This window comes from Streptomyces sp. NPDC059582 (assembly GCF_042735715.1).
Taxonomy (GTDB): Bacteria; Actinomycetota; Actinomycetes; order Streptomycetales; family Streptomycetaceae; genus Streptomyces.
The window spans coordinates 60,069-82,806 of the sequence record NZ_JBHWCC010000025.1 but is presented as its reverse complement, the minus strand read 5'-3'; the positions used below and the strand labels follow the sequence as shown (position 1 = coordinate 82,806).

The window sequence follows — 22,738 nt, the reverse complement described above, 5'->3', positions numbered from 1 at the left end:
GTGGTCGGGGGGTCGGTGGGCCGCGCGTCCGACGCGCCTACGGCGCCTTGGGCGCGGCCACGGAGACTCCGGCGGTGCCGGAGGTGGCGGGTTCGGCGAGGTCGTCGTCGGCGTCCGGGACGGAGGCGGCGGTTACGGCGCGGGCCGGGGGTACGGGGGCCGGCGGACTCGGCCTGGTCGCGGAGACGCCGGTCGGCTCGGCCGCGGACGGACCGTCCGCGTCGAGGTCGGGTTCGGGCGCGAGGTCCGGTTCCGTCAAGTCCCCGATCATTGGCCGGACTTCGACCGGACGGCGCGGTGCGGGCACCGCCTCGGGCCGCACGTCGTCGTCCGCGTCCCCCGAGTACGGGGGCAGGCCGGACAGCGTGCGGGCCACCGCCCGGGACAGCGGCAGGACGTCGACCTGCCCGGTCGCGGGTGCGCCGTGCACGGTCAGCACCGCGTCGTGGCCGACCTCCAGCAGACGGGTCCGGCCCCGGGCGACGCCCAGGCTCAGCAGCCGTACGCCGGCCGGCAACGGCCGGTCCAGCGGCTCGGCGCACACCGCGACATCGATGCCGGGCAGCGCCACGGTCTCGGCGGCGGTCGGCCCGGGAAACCGGGGGTGCACCCCGTCCGCGACGGCGACCCGGCCCTCGGGGAGCCGCGCGTCGAGCTGGGCGGCCAGCGCCTGGAGCACCGCGCGGGCCGTACGGGCGGCGCGCGGCGCACCGTAGACGGAGGTGGCGGTCGGTCCGCCGCGCAGGTCGAGCAGCACGGCGTACCCGGCGTCGAGGCCGGCGCAGACCAGCAACGGCGGTGTGCCGTCCGGCAGTTCCCCGGTCAGGTCGGTGCGGGCGATCCACCACAGCCGGGGGTCGCTGTCGTCGGCCGCCCACGGCTCCGGCGGCACGGGCAGGGACGTGCCCTTCGCGGCGACGAGCACCCCGATCAACTCGGGTCCGGCCAGCACCCCGTACGGGCGGGCGGCGGGGTGGACGGCGGCGGCCAGTGCCGTGGCCCGTTCGGCGTCGGCCCACACGGAGGGGTCCCGCAGCAGCCGGACGAGCAGCCGCAGGCCGCGTCGGTAGCGCAGTTCGGTCCGCACGGGGGTGCTGAACGCCCGTGCTGTCAGAACCACTTCACGCCGGATGCGGCGCCACAGCGCCTTCCAGCCGCCCTTGCGCCGGACCAGCCAGTGGGTCAGCGCGAGGACGAGGACGAGGAGACCGGCGCGTCCGGGCCAGCCGGCGAGCGTGTCCGAGGAGGTCATCGTGCCTCTCCCTCGCGGGCGGCGTCGGCGCCGCCCGTGCGAGTCGTGCCGTGTGGCACGGGCGGTGCGGGGGCGGTGTGCGGGGCGGGGGCCGCGGGTGACATGGGGGTCCCGTGCCGTGCGGGGACCGCGGGTGCGAGGGCGGTCCTTCGGGGAGCGGAGGCCACGGGCGTGACGGCGGTCCCGTGGTGGGCGGAGGCCGCGTGATGCGCGGGAGGAGTGTAGTGCGCGGGGGTGGTGCGCGGGGCGTGCACGCCGTGCGCTTCGAGCGTCGTCCGCAGGGTGCGCATGCCGTGGTGCGTACGGGACTTGACCGTGCCCCGCGGCACGCCCAACTGACGGGCGACGTCCTCGCCGGTCTGCCCGAACAGATGGACGCGGGCGACGACCTCCCGGTGGGCGGGGGCGAGCGTGCGCAGCGCGGAGAGCAGCACGAAGCGGTCGCCGACCTGTTCGGCGTGGTCGGGAACGGGCGCCGGGGCCGCGGCCCCGAAGTCCGCCGCGGTGATCCCGACCGGCACGGTCCGGTCCCTGCGCCGGCCGTCGACCACGAGGTTGCGGGCGACCCGGAAGAGCCACATGCGGATGGGCCGGTCCCGCCAGTCCAGCCGCTCGGCGGACTGCCAGGCCCGTAGCAGGGTCTCTTGGACGACGTCCTCCACACCGTGGGGGTCACGCCCCATCAGACCCGCGACGAATCGGCGCAGGCTGTCGTGCTCCGCGAGAAGGAGGCCGAGCGTCCGGTCCGCGCTGTCCGCGCAGTCGTGGTCGATGAGGCTCACGGCCTCCGCCTTCCGGTGTCGGGTGGTGCTGGAGATACGAACGCTAGCGCGAGAAACAGAACTTACGGAGAAGAACAATCCCTGCGACGCCAACGAATTGATCACGGTCGACGGTGCATACGGGACGGAAGCCGACGTTCGGCCGGATCATTGCGGGAGAGGTGGGGGATGTGCGGTACGGCTTCGTTACTGTGCTTCCGGGGACGTCCGCCGTACCCACGCGCCTGGCGGGCCGCACCACTTCTCTCCCTCACTCGTCCCGAGACTTTACCGAGACCTCAAGGAGTCGACGTGCCGCCCCTTCGCAAACCCCGGCCCTCCGCGGACCGGACCGGCACTCCCGCGGCACGGTTCACCGACACCTTCGCCCAGCGCCCCGCCGTACCCCGGCGCGGGCTCGTACCTGGCGTGCGGGTGTGGGCGACGGTCGGCGCCACGGCCGGACTGACCGTCGTGAGCGTCCTGGCGTTCCCGTTGCTGGCGCGGGTCGACCTGTTCCCGGACGGGGACGCGTCGCCCGCCGCGGCGGTGGCGGCCCAGCAGGCGACGCCCGGCCCGGCCGCGTCCTCCGCCTCCCCCACGCCGAACCGTCCCGGCAACCCCTCCCCCGACTCCGCGCACTCCGCGGGCGGCACCGGCAACAACGCGGCGGGGGCGGGCGGTTCGGCCGCGGGGGGCCCGGTGGGCTCCGGGGGCTCCGCCGGGGGCACGGCACAGCAGCCGTCGGGAGGCGGCGGCACGCAGTCCGGGACGGGCGGCCAGAGCGGCGGGACGGGCACCGGGAAGACCGCCGACCCCAAGCCGGCCGACACCGGCAAGTCCGGTGGTACGTCGTCGGGTTCGGGTACGACGACCGCCACCGTCCCCGGCACGCTTCTGATCGGCTCGGCGTCGGGACGCTGTGTCGACGTGTCCAACGCCAACAACGGCGTGGGCAAGGACGGTACGCGGCTGCAGATCTGGGACTGCGGCGGCGCCGCCAACCAGAAGTGGGTGTTCCGCTCGGACGGAACCGTGCGGTCGCTCGGCATGTGCATGGACGTCGCCTGGGGCTCCACCACCAACGGCGCCGCGATCCAGCTCGCCAAGTGCAGTGGGAACCGGGCCCAGTTGTTCTACCTCAGCACGGCGGGCGATCTGGTGAGTTCCCTGGCGGACAAGTGCGTCGACATCGTCGACAACAGCACGGGCAACGGCGCGAAGCTCCAGCTGTGGACGTGCAGCGGCACGGCGAACCAGAAGTGGCGCAAGGGCTGACCGAACCGACGGAGCGCGGTGCCCGGACCAGTGGTACTGGTCCGGGCACCGCGCTCTCGGCGTTCGTCAGGACGCCTGGGTGTCAGGGCGTCACATGGAGCGCCGCCGGGTGCGGGTCAGCAGGACGATGCCGGCGATGGCGAGGACGGCTCCGAGCGCCGCGGGCCACAGCTGGGCCCCGGTCTCGGCGAGACCGCCCTGCACCGCCTGGGGTTCGGTCTGCGGCTCGGTCTGGGGTGCCGTCTGCGCATCGGACGTGTCCTGCCCGTCGTCGCCCGCGGCCTGCGCCTGACCGGGAGCGGTCGTCCCGCCGGAGTCGGGTGCGGTCGTCACGAGGCCACCGCCCTTGTCGTCCGACTCCGGCTGCGCCGAGGCGTCGTTCGGGCGCGCGGTGGCCTTGGGGGACGAGTAGACCCTGGGCTCGGTGTTCTGGGGTGCGGGGGTGGCGGTGGCGCCGTCGCCCGGAGTGGTGGCGGGCGGCGCCGTGGTCTCGTCGCCCCCGTCGTCTCCATTGTCTCCAGGCTGCTCGTCGCCGCCGTTCCCGTCCTTCGGGGGCTCCGGAGCCTGCGTCTGCTGGCCCTGATCCCCGTTGCCGTTGCCGCCCTCGTTGCCGTTGCCGTTCCCGTTGCCGCCCTCGTTGCCGTTGCCGTTGCCGTTCCCGTTGCCGCCCTCGTTGCCGTTGCCGCCCTCGTTGCCGTTGCCCGGCTCGGCTCCGACGCCGCACTGACGGCCGCCGTTGATGCAGTCGACCATCTCCTTCATCAGGTCCTCGTCGAAGACGTTGATGAAGTCGCCGTGGTCCGTGACCGGCTTGTGCAGCTGCTCCGGGAAGGAGTCCACCGCGAACAGCGGGGTGGTCCGGCCGCCGTCCTGGAGGCTCGGCGCGTCGACGTCGTACACGATGCGCTGCACCAGCTGCGGAATGGCCTGGAAACCGCCCGGGCAGGAGCCGTCGGCGGCGGCGAACGCCACGTGGGTGCGGTGGTTGGCGCTGTCGATGTTCCGTCCGTCCCAGCAGCTCTGGAACTTGAACGAGCGCACGACGTCGCTGCCGCTCGGGCAGAGCGGGTACTTGTCCTTCAGCTGCCGGTCCTCGAAGCCCGTGCAGCTCCAGGACGCGTTGGCGTTGGCGTTGCCGTTGACGAACGCCTTGGCGTCGCCGGTGATGATGCGCAGCAGTCGCGGCATGGCCGTGACCTGGCCACGCGGGCTGCCGACGAATGTCAGCGTGACCTGCTTGGGCGTCACGATCTCACCGGCGTTGCCCTCGGTGCCGCCGCCCGGGGAGCCTGCGTCCTTCTCCTGGGTGCCGTTCTGAAGGCGCAGCACGGGCCAGTAGTACGTCGACTTGTCGCCCTCGTCCTGGCAGCTGGTGTCCGCGTTCGCCAGGTCGTCGTCGCTGGCGAAGGCGTTGTTGGACTGGTTGCCGACGTAGTCGTGGAAGTGGTGGGCTCCGTTGCTGACACCCGGGGCGACAATGACGTTGTCGGAGTTGAACAGGCCCTCCGCGTTCACCCCGCAACTGGTGGCGAAGGTGCCGCGGGAGGCGTCCCCCTGGGCGGCGGGGTTCTGCACATTGGGCTGGACGGACTTGATGTCCGCGAAGTCGGCGACGACGGGACCGTTTCCGGCCTGACCGCCGTTACCGGCGCCCTGGTTCTCGCCCTGACCCTGACCCTGGTTCTGGTCCTGGCTCTGGTCCTGTCCCTGGTCCTGCCCCTGGTTCTGGTCCTGCGTCTGCTCGCGCAGTGTGCAGGCAGCCAGGGCTTCCAGTCCCTCCGGGCGGTCCCCGACCTGGTCGATGGCGACCGCGATGCGCTCGATCGTCTCGGCCCGCTTCTCCTTCAGCGGGTTCATGATCGCGTCGTCGGCGGATCCGCTGTCCTGCTGGTCGGCGGCCGCCGACTCCTGGAGCCGCTGGTAGGCCTCGGCGACCTGCTGGTCCAGCAGGGCGAGTTCCTTGTCGACCGCCTCGCGGGCGCCGTCGGGCACGTCCGTCAGGCGGTCGCCGACATCGGGGCAGTCGATCGTGCCGGGCCCCCAGGCCCCGTTGGCGTCGGACTGCTGTGTGTCGCCGCCCAGGCCGCCTTCGGTCGCGGAGGCGTACACGTTCGCCACGACCAGTCCTCCGCCGCCCAGAATCAGGGCGGCTGCTGCAAAGGTCGCGCGTCGTGCGCCTGTTGGGCGTCTGCGCGTGCTACGTCCCACGGAACATTCTCCTACGCGTCGTGGCCAGGCTCCAGGTATGGAAATCCCTGCCCCAATACGGAGACCGGTCCCGGTGTGTTCAAGCACCCCAGGAATTCACAGCAACCTCTTATACCGTACCGATGCCGCTACCAGGAGTGCTCAAAAGGGAATATTGGATTCCGGCCATACTCGCCCGGCCGCACCGGGCGGCCCGCAACTACGATCATGCGCGGTGACCACCGGGTACGCGCGGTACGCACCGCGCCCATCACCCCCGCCCCATGCCCCCTTTGTCCCCTCACCTCTAGCCCCTCGCCCCTCGCCCCTCGCCCCCTGGCTCCTTGGAGTTGACATGGCCTTCGACGTCGACGCGCTCCGCGCTCTGATCCCCGCCCTGAAGTCCGGCTCCGCGCGCTTCGACGCGCCGGGCGGCACCCAGACTCCGCAGCCCGTCATCGACGCCGTCGTGGCGGTGCTGGCCGGTCCGCTGGCGAACCGGGGCCACACCACCGAGGGCGAGCGCAACGCCGAGGCCGTCGTCGTCGGCGCCCGTGCCGCCCTGGCCGACCTGACCGGCACCGAGCCGCGCGGCATCGTCTTCGGCCGCAGCGCCACCCAGCTCACGTACGACCTGGCCCGCACCCTCGCCAAGACCTGGAACGCCGGTGACGAGGTGGTGGTGACCCGGCTCGACCACGACTCCAACATCCGTCCCTGGATCCAGGCGGCGGAGGCGGTCGGTGCCCGCGTCCGGGAGGCGGACTTCGACCCGGCCACGGGTGAGCTGCGGCCCGAGCACATCGAGGCGGTGCTGTCCTCGCGCACCCGGCTGGTCGCCGTCACCGCGGCGTCCAACCTCGTGGGCACCCGGCCCGACGTTCCCGCCATCGCCGAACTGGCCCACGGCAGCGGCGCGTTGCTGCACGTGGACGCGGTGCACTACGCGGCCCACGCCACGGTGGACCTGGCCGGGCTCGGCGCGGACACCCTGGTGTGCTCCCCCTACAAGTTCCTCGGCCCGCACCTGGGCGTGCTGGCGAGCCGGCCCGAACTGCTGGAGACGCTGCGGCCCGACAAGCTGCTCCCGTCCACCGAAGCCGTACCGGAGCGCTTCGAACTCGGCACGCTGCCCTACGAGTTGCTCGCCGGTGCGCGGGCCGCGGTGGATCTCCTCGCCGATCTGGCACCCGGTACCGACGGAACGCGCCGGGAACGTCTGATCGCGGCCTTCACGGCGACCGAGTCCCACGAGGACGCCCTGCGCGAGCGGATCGAGCTGGGCCTGGCGGGCCTCGGCGGCATCACGGTGTACTCCCGTGCCGCGCACCGCACCCCGACCCTGCTGTTCGCCGTGAACGGGCACCGGTCGGCGGACGTCTCACGGCATCTCGCGGAGCACGGGGTCGACGCCCCGGCCGGTTCCTTCTACGCGCTGGAGGCCTCGCTGCGGCTCGGACTCGGCCCGGAGGGCGCGGTGCGGGTCGGACTGGCCCCGTACTCCAACGCCGAGGACGTCGACCGCCTGCTCGCGGCGCTGGCCGCGCTCCGCGCCTAGGCCCCGGCGTACGACGTCAGGGGCGTACCCGACGGTGATCACCGGCCGTGTCGCGCGCGAGGGGGGCACCGGGCGGGTGAGAGCGTAGGGGGACAGGACGCTTCGCGTCATGGTCGCTGGAGGTGGTGGGTGAGCGTCCCCGAACCGCTGCCGACGTCGCAGTCGGTGCGACTGGGCGTGCTCCTGGCGATGGTCGGCGGCTCGCTCGACGCCTACACCTATCTGAGCCGTGGCGGCGTCTTCGCCAGCGCGCAGACGGCCAACGTGATCCTGCTGGCCATCGAGGCGGCACACGGGCAGTGGTGGCAGGCGTTCGACCACGTGCCGCCGATCCTGGCCTTCGTCGTCGGTGTCGTGGCCGCGGAGTGCCTGCAGCATCCCCGGGTGGCGCGTGTCGTGCGGCAGCCGACGCGCGCGGCGCTGATGCTGGAGGTCGTCGTGCTGGCGGGCGTGGGACTGGTCCCCGCCGACGCCCCGGACATCCTGGTCTCGGTGCTGATCGCGTTCGCCGCGTCCGTGCAGATGACCGCGTTCCGCACGCTCGTGGACACCGCCTACAACAGCACGATGACGACCGGGAACCTCCGCATCGCGACGCAGTGCGCGTACGAGGCCGTCATGGGCCGGGACAAGAAGGCGGCGCGTCGCGGCCGCCAGTTCACGGCCGTCATCCTGGCGTTCATGGCCGGCGCCCTCGGCGGCGCCGAGCTCACCCAGACGGTGGGGGTGCGCGCGGTGTGGGCGGCGGCCGTACTGCTGGCCTGCGGGCTGGCGTTGTTCGTGCACGACGAGCGCACCGCGCGCCGGGCGGCCGACGCTGCGGCCACCCGCGCGCGCGGTGCGGGATGAGGCGAGGTCAGCCCTGGCGGGCCTTGAAGCGCGGGTTCTTCTTGTTGACGACGAACGTCACGCCCCGTCGCCGTACGACCTGCGCCCCCGGCTTGGACTTCATCGAGCGCAGGGAATTGCGCACCTTCATGGCTGCGTTCTCCTTCGGTGGTTCGGTCGAGCGTCGGTGGCCGTGGTCAGCGGTCGACCGGAGCGGCGGCTCGGGTCATCGCTCCTCGCGGAAGGGGACGTGCGCCCCCGCCACCGGGTCGTACTTGCGCAGGACCAGCCGGTCGGGGTCGTTGCGCCGGTTCTTGCGCGTCACGTAGGTCACTCCGGTCCCGGCCGTCGACTTCAGCGTCACGACGGGACGGAGCTCGTTGCGGGCCATGGGGGTCCTCCTCTCACCGACATCGCATCCACTGATCGGTGCATGTCAGTCACGTGCGGTACAACAGCGCCCCTCGCCCGGACATTCCCGCGTCCCGGAGGTTGCGGCCGGCGCGCGGATGCGCGCAGGTGCTCGCGGGGCGCATTCTTTTCGTGTGGCCCGCGCGAGCGGCGCCAGGACGAGGTAGGGCCGATGACCGGGAGCGCCGGGGACGGTTCGGGGCGACCACGACGACTGGCCGCGCTGCTGACCGAGACCGTGACGGAGGCGGTCCGCACGGCCGACGGACCCGTCGCGGGTGTCTACCTGCGCGCCGACGCCCCCGGACTGCTGCGGCTCGCCGTGCTCGCGGGCCTGCCCGTGACGCTGTTCCACCCCTGGTGGCGGCTGCACGTGGACCGGCCGTTCCCGGTGGCCGACGCCTACCGGCTCGGCATCCAGGTGGCGCTGCCCAACGCCACGGAGGCGATGCGCCGCTACCCCCAGTTCGCGGCGGGGCTGCCCTTCCAGTTCGGCTCCGTCTACGTGCCCGTCGTGGGCGGGACCACCATGTTCGGCGTCCTCGCGTCGATGCGCCCCGCCGCCGCGGACATCGCCGCGCTGCGGGCGGACCAGGAACGGCTGGCCCGCCTGGCCCTCGACCTGGGCGGCTCACTGCGTCTTCTGGAGGCCGACGGACCGCCCCTGACCTGGAACGACCGTCCGCTCTCGGTACGGCCACCGGCCACCCACCCGCTCTCGGGCCGCTCGGCACACTTCTCCTGGGACCCGGTGACAGACCTGGTCACCCCCGACAGTGACGCGCACGCCCTGCTCGGCCTTCCCGCGGGCGAGTTCCCCACCACCCTGCGCGACCTGGCCCGCACGCTCACCCCCCTCGACTCCGCCCGGCTGCTGGCCCTGCTGCGGGAGACCGCCGAGGGCAGACCGCCGCCCCTGCCCCTGCCGGTACGGGCGGCGGACGGCGCGCTACGGCTGCTGGAACTGCTGGCACCGGAACCGGGGGAAGGCTCCGGGGCCGCTCCCCGATCACCCCCCGAGGGGCGTCCTGCGCGACCCGAGTGCCGATTCACCCGCCGACGCGGCGGCCGGTCTGCTCGCGGAGGGCGTGTTCTGTCTGGACCGGCTGGGGCAGGTCGTCTACGCGAACCCGCGGGCCGCGCACCTGCTGGGGCTGTCCAGGGCCCGGCTGCTCGGACGTGCGCTGTGGGAGGGCGTGCCCTGGCTGCGACAGCCCGCGTTCGAGGACCATCTGCGCGGTGCCCTGCTGGCACCGGACCCGGTGGATGTCCGCCGTCCCGCCGAGGCGGCGGACGCGGTGATCGAGGGCGACTGCCTCGCCCTGTCCGTCTACCCCGGGCCGGATATCCTCACCTGCACCATCGTGCCGTCGAACCGCATGACCGAACCCGGTGATCCGCAGCCGACGGCACAAGGCGGCCCCTCCGCCGGTGAGCTGCCCCGGACCGGTGGTTTCGCGTCCGGCGCCGCCCCGACGGCCCCGCAGTACCGGCCCATCGTGCTGGCGATCGCGCTGACCGAGGCGGTGACCGCCCGGCAGGTGTCCGCGGTGGTGACGAAGGAACTGCTGCCCGCGTTCGGCGGCCGCCGGCTCGCCATCTACCTGTTGCAGGACCAGCACCTCTACCTGGCCTGGGAGAACGGCTTCCCCGAGGGGTTCCTCGCCGCTTTCGAGGGCGTGGGGCTAGACGCCCGGCTGCCGGGCGTCGAGACGCTCACCACCGGCCGCCCGCTGTTCTTCGAGTCGATGGAGCAGATGCGGGCGGTATATCCCGGCATGGCGCTGGACGCCACGAGGGGCGCGCGTGCCTTCCTGCCGCTCATCGCCTCCGGACGCCCGGTCGGCTCGTGCATCCTCGGCTTCGAGCGGCCCCGCAGCTTCAGCACCGAGGAACGTACGGTGCTCACCGCGCTCGCCGGGCTGATCGCCCACGCGATGGAGAAGGCCCAGCGCTACGACTCCGAGGCCGCCCTCGCCCGCGGACTCCAGCAGGCCCTGCTCCCCCGGCGGCTGTCCACCCACCCGCAGGTGGAGACCGCCGGGCGGTACCTGCCCGGCACCCAGGGCATGGACGTGGGCGGCGACTGGTACGACGTCGTCGAGGCCGGAGACGGGCTGGCCCTGGTGATCGGGGACGTACAGGGGCACGGGGTCCAGGCGGCCGCCACCATGGGGCAGCTGCGCACCGCCGTGTGCGCGTTCGCTCTCGGCGACCGTCCGCCCGACGAGGTGATGAGCGGTACCAACCGGCTGCTCATCGACCTCGATCCCGGCCAGTTCGCCAGCTGCTGCTACCTCCGGCTGGACCCCGCCACCGGCCTGCTCCGGGTCGCCCGAGCGGGGCACCCGCCTCCCCTGCTACGCCGCGCCGACGGCCGTACGCGTGTCGTGGACATCCCCGGCGGTGTCGTCCTCGGAGTGACCCCGGACGCCCACTACCCCGTGATGGAACTGCGGCTGGAGCCCGGCGCGATCCTGGCCCTCTACACCGACGGCCTGGTCGAACGGCCCGGCCACGACATCGACTACGGCATCGGCGCACTGTGCGTGGCCCTGGACCGGGCCGCCGCCTCCTCTTTCACCCGCCGGGCACAGCCGCGCCGGGAAGCGCGGGCCCTGGCCGGGCTCGCCGACCGGCTCACCGCGACGGCCCGGCACGCCGCCGACCGGCCCGACGACATCGCGCTCCTGCTGGCCACCCGTCACGCCGCGGCGCGCCGGGTCGGCTGACGCCACCTCGACCCGCGACGCGACCCGCTCCCCCACGGCCCGCCACCCCGACATGGCCGCCGCTGCCACGTCCAGGCCGCCCAGTAGGGGTGAAGGCTTCCACTCAAGGCGTGACGCCTCTCGCCTCGCGGGGCCCGGCAGTGTAGACATGGGCACATGGTCCGACTCCTGGGTCGAGCGGGGCCTCGGTCAACCCGTCCCGGCGGTCACCGCACACCGCGCGCTCCAGAGCGCGCGCGCCGCACGCGCGAGCAGCGGTCACGCCGAGTCCCGGCGGACCGCACCTCGGCCGGGCACCGGGACGGCGAGGGCCGATCGCGGTGGGAAAATCGCGCGGGACTGCGGTCCGCGTTGGGCGGACGCAGCCTCGCCGCACAGGTGTTCGTACTGAACGTGGTCATCGTGCTGCTGCTGGTGGTGGCCGCGGTGGTGGCGCTGGTCCTCCAGGTACGGCACGACAGCACCACGGAGGCGCGCAACCGTTCGCTCGCCGTCGCCGAGACCTTCGCCAACTCCCCCGGAATCCGCGCGGCGCTGCGCGGCCCGGACCCCACCGCCCTGCTCCAGCCGCAGGCCGAGGCCGCCCGCGAGGCCACGAAGGTCGACTTCATCGTGGTGATGAACACCGACGGGGTCCGCTACACGCACCCCAAGCCGGACCGCATCGGCAAGAAGTTCGTCGGCACGCTCCAGCCCGCGCTGGACGGCGGCGTCGTGATCGAGGAGGTCGACGGGACCATCGGCCGGCTGGTGCAGGCCGTGGTGCCGGTCAAGGGGCCGAACGGCTCGGTCGTGGGCCTGGTCTCGGCCGGCATCACCACCGCGCACGTCGGCGGCGCCGCGGAACGGCAGGTGCCGCTGCTGCTGGGCGCCGCGGGCACGAGCCTCGCGCTGGCCACGGGGGGCACGGCGCTGGTCAGCCGACGGCTGCTGCGGCAGACCCACGGTCTCGGCCCGCACGAGATGACCCGGATGTACGAACACCACGACGCGGTGCTGCACTCCGTCCGGGAAGGCGTGATCATCCTCGGCGGGAAGGGCGATCTGCTGCTCGCCAACGACGAGGCCCGTCGGCTGCTGGACCTGCCGGCGGACGCCGAGGGGCGCCATGTGCTGGACCTCGGTCTCGATCCCGACACCGCCCGTCTGCTCGCCTCGGGCCGGGTCGCGACGGACGAGGTGCACCTGGTCGGCGACCGGCTGCTGGCGATCAACCACCGGCCCACGGACCTGGAGGGCGGCCCGCCGGGCAGCGTGGCCACGCTGCGCGACTCCACCGAACTGCGCGCCCTGTCCGGCCGGGCGGACGCGGCGCGGGAACGACTGGACATCCTCTACGCCGCCGGGGTGGGCATCGGCACCAGCCTGGACGTGACCAGGACCGCCGAGGAGCTGGGCGAGCTGGCCGTCCCCCGGTTCGCGGACTTCGCGACCGTCGACCTGTTCGACGCCGTGCTCGGCGGCGAGGAGCCCGAGGCCGGCGACGCGCTGCGCCGTACGGCGTCGAGCGGCATCCGCAAGGACGCCCCGCTCTACGCGGTCGGCGACCAGATCCGGTTCGTGTCCTCCTCGCCGCAGGCGCACAGCGTCGCCACCGGCCAGGCCGTCGTCGAACCCTGGCTGGAGCGGGCGCAGGGCTGGCGCGTGCAGGACCTCGAACGCACCGAGCAGGTCGTCGAGTACGGCATCCACTCGCTGATCACCGTGCCGGTGCGGGCGGGCGCCCTGATCCTGGGCGTGGTCAGCTTCTGGCGCTCGGAGCGGCCCGAGCCGTTCAACGAGGACGAGGTGGCCCTCGCCGAGGAACTGGTCGCCCGTGCCGCGGTGTCCATCGACAACGCCCGCCGCTACACGCGCGAGCACAGCATGGCCGAAACGTTGCAGCGCAGTCTGCTCCCGCGCAATCTGCCCACGCAGGGCGCCCTGGACGTCGCCTACCGCTATCTGCCCGCGCAGGCCGGGGTCGGCGGCGACTGGTTCGACGTACTGCCGTTGTCCGGGGCCCGGGTGGCGCTCGTCGTGGGCGATGTGGTGGGTCACGGGCTGCACGCGGCGGCCACCATGGGCAGGCTGCGCACCGCGGTGCACAACTTCTCCGCGCTCGACCTGTCGCCCGACGAACTGCTCGCCCTGCTGGACGAGCTGGTCAGCCGGATCGACCAGGACGAGACTGCGGCGGGCACCGGCGCGCCCGTCAGCGGTGCGACCTGCCTCTACGCGGTGTACGACCCGGTCTCCCGGCGCTGCACCCTCGCCCGCGCCGGCCACCCGCCGCCCGCCGTGGTCCGGCCCGACGGCCGGGTCGACTTCCTGGACGTGCCGGCCGGTCCACCGCTCGGTGTCGGCGGGCTGCCGTTCGAGACGGCGGAGGTGGAGCTGGCGGAGGGCAGCCGGCTGGTGCTGTACACGGACGGGCTGGTCGAGGACCGGGTGCGCGACATCGACACCGGTCTGGAGCTGCTGCGCACCGCCCTGGCGCGGACCGGGCCGTCGCCCGAGGCCACCTGTCAGGGCGTGCTCGACGAGCTGCTCCCGGACCGGCCGGGCGACGACATCGCCCTGATCGTGGCCCGGACCCGGGCGCTCGACGCCGACCACGTCTCGGAGTGGGAGGTGCCGATGGACCCGGCGGCGGTGCAGGACGTACGGGCCCGGGTCACCCGTCAGCTGGCGGAGTGGGACCTGGAGGAGCTGACCTTCACCTCGGAGCTGATCGTCAGCGAGCTGGTCACCAACGCGATCCGCTACGGCGCCGCCCCTTTGCGCGTGCGCCTGCTGCGCGACAGAAGTCTGATCTGCGAGGTCTTCGACGGCGGCAGCACCTCGCCCCACATGCGGCACGCGGCCATGACCGACGAGGGCGGCCGCGGCCTGTTCCTCGTCGCGCAGCTGGCCGACCGGTGGGGCACCCGGTACACACCGCACGGTAAGTTCATCTGGGCGGAGCAGCCGCTGCCCTGACGTCCGCCGTCCAGTCATCAATGGGGCTTATGAGCTCATAGACCGGACCCGCATACCTACTAAGGTTTGCCTTAGTTTAGGCTTCCCGTCGAGTCGCTTGTCATCGCTCGAAGGGAACCTGATCATGCCCCGCCCCCTGCGGGTAGCCATCGTCGGAGCCGGCCCCGCCGGGATCTACGCCGCCGACGCGCTGCTGAAGTCCGAAGTGGCCGCCGACCCCGGTGTCTCGATCGACCTCTTCGAACGCATGCCGGCCCCGTTCGGCCTGATCCGCTACGGCGTCGCGCCCGACCACCCCCGCATCAAGGGCATCATCACGGCCCTGCACCAGGTGCTCGACAAGCCCCAGATCCGCCTCTTCGGCAACGTCGACTACCCGTCCGACCTCAGCCTGGACGACCTGCGCGCCTTCTACGACGCCGTGGTCTTCTCCACCGGCGCGACGGCCGACCGCGAGCTGCGCATACCCGGCGTCGACCTCGAGGGCTCGTACGGCGCTGCCGACTTCGTCTCCTGGTACGACGGCCACCCCGACGTGCCGCGCACCTGGCCGCTGGAGGCCGAGAAGGTCGCCGTCCTCGGCGTCGGCAACGTCGCGCTCGACGTGGCGCGCATCCTGGCCAAGACGGCGGACGAACTGCTGCCGACGGAGATCCCGCCGAACGTCCACGACGGCCTGAAGGCCAACAAGGCCCTCGAAGTCCACGTCTTCGGCCGCCGTGGTCCGGCGCAGGCGAAGTTCAGCCCGATGGAGCTGCGGGAGCTGGACCACTCGCCGAACATCGAGGTCATCGTCGACCCCGAGGACATCGACTACGACGAGGGCTCGATCGCCACCCGGCGCGGCAACAAGCAGGCGGACATGGTCGCCAAGACCCTGGAGAACTGGGCGATCCGCGACATCGGCGAGCGGCCGCACAAGCTGTTCCTGCACTTCTTCGAGTCACCGACCGAGATCCTCGGCGAGGACGGCAAGGTGGTCGGTCTGCGCACCGAGCGCACCGCCCTCGACGGCACCGGAAACGTCAAGGGCACCGGCGAGTTCAAGGACTGGGACCTCGGCGCTGTGTACCGCGCCGTGGGCTACCTCTCCGACAAGCTGCCGAAGCTGCCCTGGGACATCGACTCGGGCACCGTCCCGGACGAGGGCGGCCGGGTCGTCGAGGAGAGCGGCGCGCACCTGCGGTCCGTCTACGTCACCGGCTGGATCCGGCGCGGACCGGTCGGCCTCATCGGCCACACCAAGGGCGACGCCAACGAGACGGTGTCCAACCTGCTGGACGACCACGCGAACGGCCGCCTGAACGCGCCGGCCTCTCCCGAGCCCGAGGCCGTGGACGCGTTCCTCGCCGAGCGCGGCGTGCGCTTCACCACCTGGGAGGGCTGGTACAAGCTGGACGCCGCCGAGAAGGCGCTGGGCGAGCCCCAGGGCCGCGCGCGGGTGAAGCTCGTCGAGCGCGAGGACATGCTCAGGGAGAGCGGCGCGTGACGCACCGCGCGACACCCCGCTGACCCCGCGGGCCCGGAGGCACCTGTGTCTCCGGGCCCGGTGTCCGCGGGCCGCTGCCCGCCGGGCGCGAAATGCGGTGAGGCAGGCACCCCCGACCTGCTAACTTCCCCCGGTGTTCACCCTCCAGGAGCCTCCCCTCTTCACCCGGCTGCGGGACGCGCGGCGGATCCTCGTGGCCGGTGCGGGCGGCGGATTCGACGTCTACGCCGGTCTTCCGCTGGCCCTAGCCCTGCGCGCGGCCGGCAAGGACGTCCACCTGGCCAACCTCTCCTTCGCCGACCTGTACGGCCTGGATCCGGACGTATGGCTGGAACAGGACGTCGCCGCCGTCCGCCCGGACACCGCCGCGCGCGGCGACTACTTCCCCGAACGCACCCTCGCGCGCTGGCTCGAACTGCACGGCCTGCCGGCCACGGTGTACGCGCTGTCCCGTACGGGCGTCGCCCCGCTGCGCGCCGCCTACCGCGCGTTGCTGAAGCACCTGGACGGCGTCGACGCGATCGTGCTGGTGGACGGCGGCACCGACATACTGATGCGCGGTGACGAGCACGGGCTCGGTACGCCGGAGGAGGACATGGCCAGCCTGGGCGCGGTCGCCGGGCTGCACGAGGTCGAGCACCGGCTGGTGGCCTGCCTCGGCTTCGGTGTGGACGCCTACCACGGGGTCAACCACTCCCTGGTCCTGGAGAACCTGGCCGCCCTCCAGCGCGAGGGCGCCTATCTGGGGGCGTTCTCGCTTCCGTACGACAGCCGCGAAGGCGCTCTCTACGTCGACGCGGTGGCGCACGCCCAGGGCTGCACACCGGACCACCCGAGCATCGTCAACGGCTCCGTCGCGGCCGCCGTGCGGGGCGAGTTCGGCGATGTGCGGTTCACCGAGCGGACCAGGAACAGCGAACTGTTCGTCAATCCGCTGATGGCGCTGTACTTCTGCGTCGACGCCGTCGGCCTGGCCCGCCGCAGCCTCTACCTGGAGCGCCTGGAGAACACCGCGCTCACCCGGCAGATCAGCTCCGTCATCGAGGAGTTCCGCGACGAACTGCCGGCTCAGCGTCCGCCCCGCGCGTTCCCGCACTGAGCGGCGCGAACCCGCTCGCGCCCGCGCCAGGCAGTCCCGCCGGCATGCCGGCCACCGACGCCGGCCCGGTGGCGGGGCAGGCCCCCGGGCCCGCTGGTGCCGTGGCACTAGTCCCCGCGCGGGTAGGTCGCGATCACCTCTCCGTGGACGTTGGCCTTGATGTATCCGCCGCCGTAGTCGTCCGACAGGTAGACGCTCATCGTCGGCTCGGTGTCGCTGACACTGGAGACGGGGCTGACGATCAGGTAACGGCTGGTGGGGGACGGGACGTTGAGGGTGTCGTGCGCCTTGCGCAGGAGTGCGGGCACGGTGTCCCATTCGAAGGCGTCCAGGTCCACGGGGACCATGCCGCTGGTCACCGTGCCGCCCGGGCCGTCCTTGACGGCGACGTCTCCGCCCCGGTAGCTGTACCGGTCGTACAGCTCGGGGTGGCCCGCGACGGGCGCCTCGGCGATGGCGTACTCCTCGTAGAGGACGAAGCGGGTGACCTTCGTGTCGCCCGAGACCGCCTCGAGCTTCGCCACGGTCCTGCGGATGCCGGCCGGGGTGAGCAGACTGGTCGTCTCCTTGGCGTCCTGGGTGGCCTGGGCGCTCGGGGACGTGGGGCGAGTGCTGGTGTGCGCCGACGTCGACTGCGATGCCGATGCCGATGTCGATGTCGACGAATCGGGCGTACCACCGGAGTCGCGGTCCCCGGACGGCAGCAGTGTCCACACCAGGACGCCGGTCAGCACCGTGCCCGCGGCCGCTGCCGCGATGGCGGCCGTACGGCGGGTGCGGTGCGGGGGCCTCCCGTCCGGGGTGACGGTGGGACCGGCGCCCGGCGGCGGCGCCAGCCGGTAGGACGTGGTGGCGGAGGCCGGGGGCGGCGCCGGCGGCCGGTAGGACGTGGTGCCGGAGGCATGGGGCGGCGGTGGCACGGGCTCGTCCGATGTCGCCTCCGCGAGCATCCGGTCGACCGTCTCCGCGTCGGGGCGCGCCTGCGGGTCCCGGACCAGCACGGCGGTGAGCACTCCGGTCAGCGGCCCGGCCCGCAGCGGGGCGGGCACGTCCTCGCTCAGTACGGCGGCGAGGGTGGCGAGCGTGCTCGCCCGGCGCAGCGGATGGTGACCCTCGAGCGCGACGTAGAGCAGCATGGCCAGCGACCAGAGGTCGGAGGCCGGACCGCCCTCCTTGCCGCCGACGCGTTCCGGTGCCATGTAGTCGGGAGAGCCGATGACCGCGCCGGTCGCGGTCAGGTTGACGGACTCACGGACGGCCGCGATGCCGAAGTCGGTGAGGACGGGGCGGCCGTCCGGGCGCAGCAGGACGTTCGCCGGTTTCACGTCGCGATGTTCGATGCCGACGGCGTGGGCCGCGCGCAGCGCCGCCAGCAGCTCTCGGCCGAACCGGGCCGCCTCGCCCGGGGTCATCACGCCACGGTCGAGACGTTCCTGGAGCGAGCCGCCGGTGACGAGCTCCATCACGATCCACGGATAGGTGTCCGGGCCGCCGTCGACGATGTGGTGGATGGTGACCACGTTGGGGTGGTGCAGCCGGGCCAGGGCGCGGGCCTCCCGCAGCACCCGCTCGCGCAGGGTGCGGGCACCCTCGGGGTCGTACTCGGCGAGCGCCGGATCCGGCGGGCGTACCTCCTTGACGGCCACGTCGCGCTGGAGCGCCAGATCGTGGGCGCGCCACACCCAGCCCATGCCCCCGCCGCCCAGTCTCTCGACCAGTTCGAAGCGGCCGTCGACCACCCGTCTGCCGGATCCCCCTGTACTCATGGGGGGAGCCTAGGGCCACGGTGCGGCGCGTGTTGAGCCGGTGCGGTGGTATGCGCCGGCGCGGGAAAATCCGTTGTCCCGCGGATGCTGTGAGTGACGCAAGTACGGGTAGATCTCCCTGAGCGGCACTTTCCGCCCGACTCCTCCCGTGAAGGACATGTGGTCTTGGCTCTCACGTACCCTGACGCGCCCTCAGCTCGCCGTCCCGGTCGGTCCTGGACGATCCGGGTGACCGGGCACCGCGACCGCACCGCCTCCGTCAGCTGCTCCTCGGCGTGCAGCATGCCGCCCCGTTCCCGCGACATCGCCGCCCAGCGCCGCTTCGCCGAAGCCCATGCCGCCGCCCACGCGAAGGCGGCGGCGGTACGTCCCGACGCCGCGTGCTCGTGCCGTCAGCAGCGGTGCGTGCTCCACGAGGGCACCCGGGTCTCCTGCGGGGGCATGGTCCTTCTCGTCCTGCGTCACGATCCGTCGGTGGGCCAGGTGTGGACGCTCAGCGAGGTCTGTTCCGTGTGCGCCCCGCTGATGCCCCACACCCGGGTGCTGGGCCGGGCGGCACCGCTCGCGAATCCGGGCGAGCAGGGATCCGCGCCCGTACCCCCGGCACCGCGGGTGGCACCGCAGCGTCTCGTGCCCGGTGGGTTCAGCGGCCCGCCCGTCGGCGACACGCCCGCCCGTGAGGCGCCGGGCCGCCGTGGCCGTGACCGCCGCTGAACCGGGGCGGACCGCTCAGATTTCCAGATCGTTCTCGATCTTGCGCAGTTGGTGCCGGGCCATCGCCAGGTTGGCGCGCCCGGAGTCGAGCACGAGGTAGAGGAACAGCCCCGTTCCGTCACGTCCCTTGAGCAGCCGGATCAGGTGGTACTGACTGCTGAGGGTGATCAGGATGTCCTCGATCTCGCCCTGGAGGCCGAGGTGTTCCATCGTGCGCAGCTTGGACCGGACGACGTCCGTGTTGCCCGCTGCCGCCACCTCCAGGTCGAAGTCCTTGCCGCCGCCGAGCGTGCCCAACGCCATGCCGCTCGTGTAGTCGACGAGGGCTGCCGCGGTGGCGCCGTCGATCGAGCTCAGGCACTCCTTGAGCGAGGTCTCCAGGTTGGCCATGCTTCAGGTCCTTTCAGGTCGGACGGTTCGGTTGGAAGGGGCTGGTGCGGGTCTCAGCCGCCGGTGTCCGGCCGCAGCCGGTGCCGGGACTGCTGCGGTATGCGCAGCGGCAGGGTGCCGAGCGTGCGGCCGGAGTCGACCTGTGCCGTCGGGTCGCTCAGCGCGGTCGCCCGCCCGGGGAGGTGCGTGGTCCCGTCGGGATCGGCGTGGGCGGCGACGAGTTCCGCGATGCGCGCACCACTGCGCCGGCCCTCCAGGTGAAGCCGGCCGACATTGGCGCGGCTGTCGGCCAGCAGGGTGAGCACCGCGGACGGGCCCGCCGCGTAGGTCGCGACATAGCCGTCGGCGCCCCGCACCAACAGCTCGCAGAACTCGCCGCGTCTCGCGGTGTCCACCATGCGGTGGGCGACGCCGAGGGCTGCCGCGGTGAGGGCCGCCAGCCCCTCCGTTTCGGCGTCCGGCAGGTCCTGGGCGAGGACGAGACCGTCGGCGCTGGCCGCCAGGGACCCCGCCAGCTGGGGTATGCGGGTGCGCAGTCGGCGCAGTTCGCTCAGGACGTCGGCCTCGACGGCCATGACCAGTCTCCTTTCGGCACGCTGTCGGCGCGCGCGGATCACAGTGCCTCCAAGGCGTCTCGAAGCCGCCGCAGCAGGGCCGTGTCGACCTCGTCCTGGGCCGCCGTGTGCCAGGGGAGGCTCGGGTCGGGTGACGCGGGTGGGCCGGACACGGCGGTGACGAGTCCGTCGGCGGCGAGTCGACGCAGTTCGACGAGGGTCGGGAAGGTCCGCCAGGCCAGCGCCGAGGCGATCTCGGCGGCCGTACGCACGCCGTCGACCTGCGCCAGCGTCCGCCCGCGCCGGGTGGGCAGCGCTCCCGTGCGGGCGCCGGGCACCCGGGTGAGCGGGGCGCTGTCGATGTCGGGCTCGGGCCAGATGCGCTGGAGTTGCTCACGGCGCCGCCGCGACTCGCGTACGACGGTGTCGACCGGTACGGGACGCACCTCGCCGAGCCAGTGCGCGATGCCGGGCCGGAAGCGCGCGGCGCGGCCGGTGTCACCGAGGGCGAAGTACGCGGCGTCGAACAGCACGCCGAGGTGGCACAGCTCCAGCGCTCCGGCGGCGAGGCGTCCGCTGTCCACGAGTTGGCGCCCGACGCCCCGACGTGTGCCACCCCGGTCGAGCGCCTCCCGCCAGCCGGCGGGGTCGACGGCGCCGCTGCCGGTGAGCAGCAGGCCGAGGTCGGGGGCGAAGGGGGAGTCCACGTGCGCGATGTGTCCGGCGAGGAGGTAGAAGGTACCGCGCTCGCTGGTGAGGGCACCGGTCGCGCGGTCGGCGGCGAGGGTTTCGAGCGAGTTCAGGACCGTGGCGTCCGTCAGCGGTAACGGGGTCATCCGAGCACCAGTCGATCCGCCGTCTCGGCCAGCCGGATGCGGGCCAGGGCCAGGTTCCCGGCGGTGCGGTCCAGCCACAGGTGGAGGAAGACGCTGCTGTCGAAGGGCGTGCTGACGAACCTGAGCACGTGGTAGGAGTCGGCGGTCGTGACGATCATGTCCTCCACGGGCGGTGTCACGCCCGGGTCCCGCTCCGGCCGGCCGTCGTCGCCCGCCGGGGCGAAGGAGCGGCTCTCCAGGGCGGCGCGGGCGAACTCCGCCGTCTCCACGGCCGTCGCCTCGTGGTCCCCGCTCGACGCCTCGCCGACCACGCCCAGGGCGAGCCCGCTGACCCAGTCGACCACCGACGCGCCTCGGGCGCCCGGCACACGCATGGCGTCCAGCAGACTCTCGTCGATTCCGGGCACGCAGGATCCCCCTCCCCGCACGGATGTACCGCGAACGTGATGCCGAGACTACGGAATGTGTCGGCTCCGGGTGAAGGCTTTGGCATTTTCCAGCGGAACATGCGCGTGACGCGGACGGTGGGCGAACGGGCCCCGCCCCGACGCGGATGGATGGGCGGGGCCAGTCCGCCCGCTGATTCTCCGTGCCGGAGCGTGCCCGGGACACGGGTGAACGCCGGTGGATCGGAGTGAATGGCACACACCCCGTGCGCGCACGCGCCGTGCCCTCGCCCCTCGCGCCACGCCGCGACCCTTGGCGCCGGGCCACGACTCCGCACACCGCACCGCGACACCTCGCGCCGGGCGACGACTCCGCACACCGGTCGGGAATGCCCGCGCCGCGCCCTGACCCCTCCCGCCGGTCGGAGATGCTTGCACCGGTCCGCCGCCTGCGTGCCGGTCGAGAAGCCCACGCCCGTGGTGGGGTGTCCCCGCCGGTCCCGGATGTTCGCACTGGTCCGGGATGTCCTCGATGGTCTGGGATGTCCTCGCCGGTCCGGGTGTTCGCGCCGGTCCTGGATGTCCCCGCCGGTCGGGGGTGTCCCCGCCGGTCGGGGGTGTCCCCGCCGGTCGGGAGTGTTCGCGCAGGCCAGAGACATCCTCTCTGGTCAGGAGTGCCCACGTCCGTCAGCGGCGTGCTACGGAATGATCGCGTCGATGCAGCCGCCGTCGACGCGCACGGCCCCGCCGGTGGTGGCGGACGCGAGGGGTGAGCTCAGGTAGACGACGAGATTCGCGATCTCCTCGGGCGTGATCAGCCGACGGAGCAGCGACTGCGGGCGGTGCTCGCTCATGAAGACGCGCTCGGCCTCGTCCCAGGGCAGTTCTCGGCCCACCAGGTCGTACACGAAGTCCTCGACGCCCTCGGTGTGCGTCGGCCCGGCGAGGACGGAGTTGACCGTGACACCGGTGCCGGCCGCCTCCTTGGCGAAACCGCGGCTCACCGCGAGGAGCGCGGTCTTCGTCATGCCGTAGTGGATCATCTCGGCGGGAATGACGACGGCCGACTCGCTGGCGATGTACAGCACGCGGCCCCAGCCGCGTCCCGTCATCCGGGGCAGGTAGGCGCGCGTCAGCCGGATGCCCGCCAGGACGTTGATCTCGAAGTAGCGGCGCCACTCGTCGTCGCTGATCTCCAGCGCGGGGCGGGCCCCGAAGATGCCGAGGTTGTTGACGAGGATGTCCACCTCGGGCAGCGCGTCGACCACGTGGGCGGCGCCCTCCTCGGTGCCGAGGTCGGCCGCGACGGGCACGAACATCCCGTCCGGCACCTCGGCGCGCAGGGTCTCGACGGTGTCCGCGAGCCGGTCGGCGTCACGTCCGTTGACGCCGACCTGGGCTCCGGCACGGGCCAGGCCCGCCGCGATCGCCGCGCCGATGCCCTGGGAGGAGCCCGTCACCAGGGCGGTCCGTCCTTCGAGGTCCAGTCTCATCGGTCACTCCTTCTCGGACGTGTGGTCGACCGGTCTGCTCCCC

19 protein-coding genes are annotated in these 22,738 nt (G+C 72.9%); 8 read left to right on the top strand and 11 right to left on the bottom strand.

The features are described from left to right. Positions 1 to 37 precede the first annotated feature (37 nt). On the bottom strand, positions 38 to 1,252 hold the full coding sequence (locus ACFV0T_RS22015; RefSeq protein WP_385781597.1) for a hypothetical protein: 1,215 nt from the start codon (positions 1,250 to 1,252) through the stop codon (positions 38 to 40). After that, positions 1,249 to 2,034, bottom strand: a complete 786-nt coding sequence (locus ACFV0T_RS22010; protein ID WP_385781594.1) for a sigma-70 family RNA polymerase sigma factor — start codon at positions 2,032 to 2,034, stop codon at positions 1,249 to 1,251. Before ACFV0T_RS22010 ends, ACFV0T_RS22015 begins: the two co-directional genes overlap by 4 nt. Positions 2,035 to 2,325: 291 nt before the next feature. Here ACFV0T_RS22010 and ACFV0T_RS22005 point away from each other — a divergent pair, with 291 nt between their 5' ends. Further along, positions 2,326 to 3,291 (top strand): ricin-type beta-trefoil lectin domain protein, encoded by a 966-nt coding sequence (locus tag ACFV0T_RS22005; RefSeq protein WP_385781592.1) that lies wholly within the window; start codon positions 2,326 to 2,328, stop codon positions 3,289 to 3,291. 90 nt (positions 3,292 to 3,381) lie between these two features. On the opposite strand, the gene ACFV0T_RS22000 is transcribed toward ACFV0T_RS22005, so the two are convergent. After that, on the bottom strand, positions 3,382 to 5,415 hold the full coding sequence (locus tag ACFV0T_RS22000) for a DUF1996 domain-containing protein (RefSeq protein ID WP_385781679.1): 2,034 nt from the start codon (positions 5,413 to 5,415) through the stop codon (positions 3,382 to 3,384). A 418-nt stretch (positions 5,416 to 5,833) separates the two neighbouring features. Between ACFV0T_RS22000 and ACFV0T_RS21995 the strand changes: the two genes are divergently transcribed. Beyond that, complete coding sequence (locus ACFV0T_RS21995) at positions 5,834 to 7,036, top strand: cysteine desulfurase-like protein (protein WP_385781589.1); 1,203 nt, start codon at positions 5,834 to 5,836, stop codon at positions 7,034 to 7,036. Positions 7,037 to 7,165: 129 nt separating this feature from the next. After that, positions 7,166 to 7,885, top strand: a complete 720-nt coding sequence (locus ACFV0T_RS21990; RefSeq protein WP_385781586.1) for a YoaK family protein — start codon at positions 7,166 to 7,168, stop codon at positions 7,883 to 7,885. Between the two features lie 7 nt (positions 7,886 to 7,892). Here the strand turns inward: ACFV0T_RS21990 and ykgO are convergent, their stop codons facing one another. Together ykgO and rpmG are read right to left on the bottom strand one after the other, a co-directional pair. Further along, positions 7,893 to 8,015: a type B 50S ribosomal protein L36 gene (gene ykgO / locus ACFV0T_RS21985; RefSeq protein WP_148014371.1), complete on the bottom strand. Its 123-nt coding sequence runs from the start codon at positions 8,013 to 8,015 to the stop codon at positions 7,893 to 7,895. A 75-nt stretch (positions 8,016 to 8,090) separates the two neighbouring features. Continuing rightward, positions 8,091 to 8,255 carry a 50S ribosomal protein L33 gene (rpmG, locus tag ACFV0T_RS21980; protein ID WP_385781583.1) on the bottom strand — a complete coding sequence of 55 codons (165 nt, stop codon included), beginning with the start codon at positions 8,253 to 8,255 and terminating at the stop codon, positions 8,091 to 8,093. 796 nt (positions 8,256 to 9,051) lie between these two features. On the opposite strand from rpmG, the gene ACFV0T_RS21975 reads away from it, so the two are divergent. The 4 genes from ACFV0T_RS21975 (at position 9,052) to ACFV0T_RS21960 (ending at position 16,556) form a co-directional block, all read left to right on the top strand. Continuing rightward, the gene (locus ACFV0T_RS21975) at positions 9,052 to 11,007 is read left to right on the top strand and encodes a SpoIIE family protein phosphatase (RefSeq protein ID WP_385781580.1); all 1,956 of its coding nucleotides are present in this window, start codon (positions 9,052 to 9,054) and stop codon (positions 11,005 to 11,007) included. Between the two features lie 156 nt (positions 11,008 to 11,163). Beyond that, positions 11,164 to 13,968 (top strand): SpoIIE family protein phosphatase, encoded by a 2,805-nt coding sequence (locus tag ACFV0T_RS21970; RefSeq protein ID WP_385781578.1) that lies wholly within the window; start codon positions 11,164 to 11,166, stop codon positions 13,966 to 13,968. Between the two features lie 124 nt (positions 13,969 to 14,092). Beyond that, positions 14,093 to 15,457: an FAD-dependent oxidoreductase gene (locus ACFV0T_RS21965; protein ID WP_385781575.1), complete on the top strand. Its 1,365-nt coding sequence runs from the start codon at positions 14,093 to 14,095 to the stop codon at positions 15,455 to 15,457. A 133-nt stretch (positions 15,458 to 15,590) separates the two neighbouring features. Beyond that, positions 15,591 to 16,556: a DUF1152 domain-containing protein gene (locus tag ACFV0T_RS21960; protein ID WP_385781572.1), complete on the top strand. Its 966-nt coding sequence runs from the start codon at positions 15,591 to 15,593 to the stop codon at positions 16,554 to 16,556. Positions 16,557 to 16,663: 107 nt separating this feature from the next. Here the strand turns inward: ACFV0T_RS21960 and ACFV0T_RS21955 are convergent, their stop codons facing one another. Beyond that, on the bottom strand, positions 16,664 to 18,322 hold the full coding sequence (locus tag ACFV0T_RS21955) for a serine/threonine-protein kinase (RefSeq protein WP_385781569.1): 1,659 nt from the start codon (positions 18,320 to 18,322) through the stop codon (positions 16,664 to 16,666). Between the two features lie 228 nt (positions 18,323 to 18,550). Between ACFV0T_RS21955 and ACFV0T_RS21950 the strand changes: the two genes are divergently transcribed. After that, entirely contained in the window at positions 18,551 to 19,036 is a 486-nt protein-coding gene (locus ACFV0T_RS21950) for a hypothetical protein (protein ID WP_385781567.1), read from the top strand. A gap of 15 nt (positions 19,037 to 19,051) precedes the next feature. On the opposite strand, the gene ACFV0T_RS21945 is transcribed toward ACFV0T_RS21950, so the two are convergent. From ACFV0T_RS21945 to ACFV0T_RS21925, 5 genes are all read right to left on the bottom strand, one after another. Continuing rightward, a complete protein-coding gene (locus ACFV0T_RS21945) occupies positions 19,052 to 19,426 on the bottom strand; it encodes a hypothetical protein (protein ID WP_385781564.1) in 375 nt (124 codons plus the stop codon). Positions 19,427 to 19,479: 53 nt separating this feature from the next. Continuing rightward, positions 19,480 to 20,001 carry a roadblock/LC7 domain-containing protein gene (locus ACFV0T_RS21940; RefSeq protein WP_385781561.1) on the bottom strand — a complete coding sequence of 174 codons (522 nt, stop codon included), beginning with the start codon at positions 19,999 to 20,001 and terminating at the stop codon, positions 19,480 to 19,482. A gap of 38 nt (positions 20,002 to 20,039) precedes the next feature. Next, positions 20,040 to 20,816: a hypothetical protein gene (locus ACFV0T_RS21935; RefSeq protein WP_385781559.1), complete on the bottom strand. Its 777-nt coding sequence runs from the start codon at positions 20,814 to 20,816 to the stop codon at positions 20,040 to 20,042. Beyond that, the gene (locus ACFV0T_RS21930; protein ID WP_385781557.1) at positions 20,813 to 21,223 is read right to left on the bottom strand and encodes a hypothetical protein; all 411 of its coding nucleotides are present in this window, start codon (positions 21,221 to 21,223) and stop codon (positions 20,813 to 20,815) included. The genes ACFV0T_RS21935 and ACFV0T_RS21930 overlap by 4 nt, the downstream gene beginning before the upstream one ends. 677 nt (positions 21,224 to 21,900) lie before the next feature. Next, a complete protein-coding gene (locus tag ACFV0T_RS21925) occupies positions 21,901 to 22,695 on the bottom strand; it encodes an SDR family NAD(P)-dependent oxidoreductase (RefSeq protein WP_385781554.1) in 795 nt (264 codons plus the stop codon). Between the last annotated feature and the right edge of the window lie 43 nt (positions 22,696 to 22,738).

Excerpts from the sequence above, each read along its gene's own strand:
- ACFV0T_RS22015 (WP_385781597.1), bottom strand. The coding sequence starts at position 1,252 with ATGACCTCCTCGGACACGCTCGCCGGCTGGCCCGGACGCGCCGGTCTC.
- ACFV0T_RS21995 (WP_385781589.1), top strand. The coding sequence starts at position 5,834 with ATGGCCTTCGACGTCGACGCGCTCCGCGCTCTGATCCCCGCCCTGAAG.
- ykgO (WP_148014371.1), bottom strand. The coding sequence starts at position 8,015 with ATGAAGGTGCGCAATTCCCTGCGCTCGATGAAGTCCAAGCCGGGGGCG.
- rpmG (WP_385781583.1), bottom strand. The coding sequence starts at position 8,255 with ATGGCCCGCAACGAGCTCCGTCCCGTCGTGACGCTGAAGTCGACGGCC.
- ACFV0T_RS21970 (WP_385781578.1), top strand. The coding sequence starts at position 11,164 with ATGGTCCGACTCCTGGGTCGAGCGGGGCCTCGGTCAACCCGTCCCGGC.
- ACFV0T_RS21965 (WP_385781575.1), top strand. The coding sequence starts at position 14,093 with ATGCCCCGCCCCCTGCGGGTAGCCATCGTCGGAGCCGGCCCCGCCGGG.
- ACFV0T_RS21955 (WP_385781569.1), bottom strand. The coding sequence starts at position 18,322 with ATGAGTACAGGGGGATCCGGCAGACGGGTGGTCGACGGCCGCTTCGAA.
- ACFV0T_RS21945 (WP_385781564.1), bottom strand. The coding sequence starts at position 19,426 with ATGGCCAACCTGGAGACCTCGCTCAAGGAGTGCCTGAGCTCGATCGAC.
- ACFV0T_RS21940 (WP_385781561.1), bottom strand. The coding sequence starts at position 20,001 with ATGGCCGTCGAGGCCGACGTCCTGAGCGAACTGCGCCGACTGCGCACC.
- ACFV0T_RS21935 (WP_385781559.1), bottom strand. The coding sequence starts at position 20,816 with ATGACCCCGTTACCGCTGACGGACGCCACGGTCCTGAACTCGCTCGAA.
- ACFV0T_RS21925 (WP_385781554.1), bottom strand. The coding sequence starts at position 22,695 with ATGAGACTGGACCTCGAAGGACGGACCGCCCTGGTGACGGGCTCCTCC.